The organism is Cellulosimicrobium sp. CpK407, assembly GCF_051844275.1.
Taxonomy (GTDB): Bacteria; Actinomycetota; Actinomycetes; order Actinomycetales; family Cellulomonadaceae; genus Cellulosimicrobium; species Cellulosimicrobium cellulans_G.
The window spans coordinates 1-5,384 of the sequence record NZ_JBGNYC010000089.1; the positions used below are offsets into that span (position 1 = coordinate 1).

Below are 5,384 nucleotides of genomic sequence, written 5' to 3' on the forward strand. Positions count from 1 at the left end.
GGTGTGTGTCGGTTGTTTGAGAACTCAACAGTGTGCTTGTTAGTCAATGCCAATTTTTTGTCCCTGTGGCATGGCTGATCGTCTTCGCCCGTCGGGTGGGGTGGTTGGTTGTGTCTGGGATTCCTTTGGTTGATTTCGGAAGATGATGTCATCTTTCGTGTTGATGCCAGTTTTGTGAACCCTGGTGGGTTCGCTTCGTATGGATTGTTCATCACCGGGCTGTGCTTGGTGGTGGGCGTTGTTCATTTACGGAGAGTTTGATCCTGGCTCAGGACGAACGCTGGCGGCGTGCTTAACACATGCAAGTCGAACGATGATGCCCAGCTTGCTGGGTGGATTAGTGGCGAACGGGTGAGTAACACGTGAGTAACCTGCCCTTGACTTCGGGATAACTCCGGGAAACCGGGGCTAATACCGGATATGAGCCGTCCTCGCATGGGGGTGGTTGGAAAGTTTTTCGGTCAGGGATGGGCTCGCGGCCTATCAGCTTGTTGGTGGGGTGATGGCCTACCAAGGCGACGACGGGTAGCCGGCCTGAGAGGGCGACCGGCCACACTGGGACTGAGACACGGCCCAGACTCCTACGGGAGGCAGCAGTGGGGAATATTGCACAATGGGCGCAAGCCTGATGCAGCGACGCCGCGTGAGGGATGAAGGCCTTCGGGTTGTAAACCTCTTTCAGCAGGGAAGAAGCGCAAGTGACGGTACCTGCAGAAGAAGCGCCGGCTAACTACGTGCCAGCAGCCGCGGTAATACGTAGGGCGCAAGCGTTGTCCGGAATTATTGGGCGTAAAGAGCTCGTAGGCGGTCTGTCGCGTCTGGTGTGAAAACTCGAGGCTCAACCTCGAGCTTGCATCGGGTACGGGCAGACTAGAGTGCGGTAGGGGAGACTGGAATTCCTGGTGTAGCGGTGGAATGCGCAGATATCAGGAGGAACACCGATGGCGAAGGCAGGTCTCTGGGCCGCAACTGACGCTGAGGAGCGAAAGCATGGGGAGCGAACAGGATTAGATACCCTGGTAGTCCATGCCGTAAACGTTGGGCACTAGGTGTGGGGCTCATTCCACGAGTTCCGTGCCGCAGCAAACGCATTAAGTGCCCCGCCTGGGGAGTACGGCCGCAAGGCTAAAACTCAAAGGAATTGACGGGGGCCCGCACAAGCGGCGGAGCATGCGGATTAATTCGATGCAACGCGAAGAACCTTACCAAGGCTTGACATGCACGGGAAGCCACCAGAGATGGTGGTCTCTTTGGACACTCGTGCACAGGTGGTGCATGGTTGTCGTCAGCTCGTGTCGTGAGATGTTGGGTTAAGTCCCGCAACGAGCGCAACCCTCGTCCCATGTTGCCAGCGGGTTATGCCGGGGACTCATGGGAGACTGCCGGGGTCAACTCGGAGGAAGGTGGGGATGACGTCAAATCATCATGCCCCTTATGTCTTGGGCTTCACGCATGCTACAATGGCCGGTACAAAGGGCTGCGATACCGTAAGGTGGAGCGAATCCCAAAAAGCCGGTCTCAGTTCGGATTGGGGTCTGCAACTCGACCCCATGAAGTCGGAGTCGCTAGTAATCGCAGATCAGCAACGCTGCGGTGAATACGTTCCCGGGCCTTGTACACACCGCCCGTCAAGTCACGAAAGTCGGTAACACCCGAAGCCCATGGCCCAACCGTTCGCGGGGGGAGTGGTCGAAGGTGGGACTGGCGATTGGGACTAAGTCGTAACAAGGTAGCCGTACCGGAAGGTGCGGCTGGATCACCTCCTTTCTAAGGAGCTACCAACGCTCGCCCGGCCGGCTTCGCTGGTGGGTGGGTTGAACAGGTGCCACGCCATCGCCGCACGTGTGGTGGGTGGTTGCTCATGGGTGGAACATTGACGAAAGAGCGTCCTGGTCTTCGCTGGTGTCAGTACCCGCCGGCCCGTCATCCTTTCGAGGTGGTGGGTGGTGGTGGAACATCGCTGGTGGGGGTGGGGGGCTTGTCGAGCACACTGTTGGGTCCTCAGGTCACCGGCCACCGGTTGGTGGGGTGCCTGGTACGGGCCGGTCCTCGGACCACGAACCGCTCGATCCTGTGAGGGATGGGGTAGGCGGGTCTGGGTGGGGGTCGGGGTCGTTGGTTGTTTGAGAACTGCACAGTGGACGCGAGCATCTTTGTAAAGATCAAGACACGCCTTCGGGTGTGGTTCTTGGTTCTCTGCAGTTTTGTTGTTTTTGTTGAAGTTTTTAAGGGCACAGGGTGGATGCCTTGGCACTAGGAGCCGAAGAAGGACGTGGTAGCCTGCGATAAGCCTCGGGGAGCTGGCAAACGAGCTGTGATCCGAGGGTTTCCGAATGGGGGAACCCCGCACGAGTCATGTCGTGTGACCTGCACCTGAATATATAGGGTGTGTGGAGGGAACGTCGGGAAGTGAAACATCTCAGTACCGACAGGAAGAGATATTCCGTGAGTAGTGGCGAGCGAAAGCGGATGAGGCCAAACCGGGCGCGTGGTAAAGCTGTCAGGCGTTGCGTGTTCGGGGTTGTGGGACCCTTCTGGTGGATCTGACAGTCCGCCGGGGAGTGAGAAAGTCGTGTCATAGTCGAACCGCATTGAAAGGCGGACCATAGACGGTGCGAGTCCGGTAGACGAAATGGCGTGGCCTCCCGAAGGGGATCCCAAGTAGCACGGGGCCCGAGAAATCTCGTGTGAATCTGGCAAGACCACTTGCTAAGCCTAAATACTACCTAGTGACCGATAGCGGACCAGTACCGTGAGGGAAAGGTGAAAAGTACCCCGGGAGGGGAGTGAAATAGTACCTGAAACCGTGTGCCTACAATCCGTTGGAGCCTCCTTGGTTGGGGTGACAGCGTGCCTTTTGAAGAATGAGCCTGCGAGTTAGTGCTCAGTGGCGAGGTTAACCCGTGTGGGGAAGCCGTAGCGAAAGCGAGTCCGAACAGGGCGCCCATAGTCGCTGGGTCTAGACCCGAAGCGAAGTGATCTAGCCATGGGCAGGTTGAAGCGCGGGTAAGACCGCGTGGAGGACCGAACCCACCAGGGTTGAAAACCTGGGGGATGACCTGTGGTTAGGGGTGAAAGGCCAATCAAACTTCGTGATAGCTGGTTCTCCCCGAAATGCATTTAGGTGCAGCGTCACGTGTTTCTTGCCGGAGGTAGAGCTACTGGATGGCCGATGGGCCCTACAAGGTTACTGACGTCAGCCAAACTCCGAATGCCGGTAAGTGGAAGCGTGGCAGTGAGACTGCGGGGGATAAGCTCCGTAGTCGAGAGGGAAACAGCCCAGACCACCGGCTAAGGCCCCTAAGCGTGTGCTAAGTGGGAAAGGATGTGGAGTTGCACAGACAACCAGGAGGTTGGCTTAGAAGCAGCCACCCTTGAAAGAGTGCGTAATAGCTCACTGGTCAAGTGATTCCGCGCCGACAATGTAGCGGGGCTCAAGTACACCGCCGAAGCCGTGGCATCTGCGCTCAACTCAGGCCTTCGTGGTCCAGAGGCGCAGGTGGGTAGGGGAGCGTCGTGTGGGCAGTGAAGCCGCGGGGGAACCCAGTGGTGGAGCCCACACGAGTGAGAATGCAGGCATGAGTAGCGAAAGACGGGTGAGAAACCCGTCCGCCGAATGACCAAGGGTTCCAGGGCCAGGTTAATCCGCCCTGGGTAAGTCGGGACCTAAGGCGAGGCCGACAGGCGTAGTCGATGGACAAGGAGTTGATATTCTCCTACCGGCGAAGAACCGCCCATACCGAGCCCGGTGATGCTAACCGCCCAAACCTGTCCACCGGCCCTTCGGGGCCACCGGACAGGGGCGCGCGGGACCCGAACCGGTAGTAGGTAAGCGTATTAACAGGGGTGACGCAGGAAGGTAGCCCGGCGTGGCGATGGTAGACCACGTCCAAGGCCGTAGGCCGTCTGGTAGGCAAATCCGCCAGACACACAGGCTGAGAGCTGACGGTGAGCGCACAAGCGCGAACTGGGTGATCCTATGCTGCCAAGAAAAGCCTCGGCGCGAGGTTCTAGCCGCCCGTACCCCAAACCGACTCAGGTGGTCAGGTAGAGAATACTAAGGCGATCGAGAGAATCGTGGTTAAGGAACTCGGCAAAATGCCCCCGTAACTTCGGGAGAAGGGGGGCCCGAAGCGTGAACACCCTCGCGGTGGGAGCGTGGACGGCCGCAGAGACCAGGGAGAAGCGACTGTTTACTAAAAACACAGGTCCGTGCGAAGTCGCAAGACGATGTATACGGACTGACGCCTGCCCGGTGCTGGAAGGTTAAGAGGACGGGTCAACCCTTCGGGGTGAAGCTCAGAATTTAAGCCCCAGTAAACGGCGGTGGTAACTATAACCATCCTAAGGTAGCGAAATTCCTTGTCGGGTAAGTTCCGACCTGCACGAATGGCGTAACGACTTCTCCGCTGTCTCAACCGCGAACTCGGCGAAATTGCACTACGAGTAAAGATGCTCGTTACGCGCAGCAGGACGGAAAGACCCCGGGACCTTTACTATAGCTTGGTATTGGTGTTCGGTGCGGCTTGTGTAGGATAGGTGGGAGACTGTGAAGCCCGTACGCCAGTGCGGGTGGAGTCAACGTTGAAATACCACTCTGGCCGCTTCGGATGTCTAACCTCGGTCCGTGATCCGGACCAGGGACAGTGCCTGGTGGGTAGTTTAACTGGGGCGGTTGCCTCCTAAAATGTAACGGAGGCGCTCAAAGGTTCCCTCAGCCTGGTTGGCAATCAGGTGTCGAGTGCAAGTGCACAAGGGAGCTTGACTGTGAGACTGACAGGTCGAGCAGGGACGAAAGTCGGAACTAGTGATCCGGCGGTGGCTTGTGGAAGCGCCGTCGCTCAACGGATAAAAGGTACCCCGGGGATAACAGGCTGATCTTGCCCAAGAGTCCATATCGACGGCATGGTTTGGCACCTCGATGTCGGCTCGTCGCATCCTGGGGCTGGAGTAGGTCCCAAGGGTTGGGCTGTTCGCCCATTAAAGCGGTACGCGAGCTGGGTTTAGAACGTCGTGAGACAGTTCGGTCCCTATCCGCTGCGCGCGCAGGAAACTTGAGAAGGGCTGTCCCTAGTACGAGAGGACCGGGACGGACGAACCTCTGGTGTGCCAGTTGTTCCGCCAGGAGCACCGCTGGTTGGCTACGTTCGGAAGGGATAACCGCTGAAAGCATCTAAGCGGGAAGCCTGCTTCAAGATGAGGTTTCCATACCCTACGGGGTGAGAGGCACCCAGCAGAACACTGGGTCGATAGGCCGGACGTGGAAGCGGGGACGAAAGACCCGTGCAGCTGACCGGTACTAATCAGCCGACAACTTCAACACCAACACACTTTGCTACGCGTCCACTGTGCGGTTCCCGAACCACCAACACCACACCCCCCAA

At 58.0% G+C, this 5,384-nt stretch carries 2 rRNA genes; both read left to right on the forward strand.

The annotated features are described in order from the left end of the window. Positions 1-245: 245 nt before the first annotated feature. A 16S ribosomal RNA gene (locus ABWU78_RS20745) occupies positions 246-1,767 on the forward strand. A 448-nt stretch (positions 1,768-2,215) separates the two neighbouring features. Then, positions 2,216-5,323, forward strand: a 23S ribosomal RNA gene (locus tag ABWU78_RS20750). The 16S and 23S rRNA genes sit together here, the layout of an rRNA operon. Positions 5,324-5,384 lie beyond the last annotated feature (61 nt).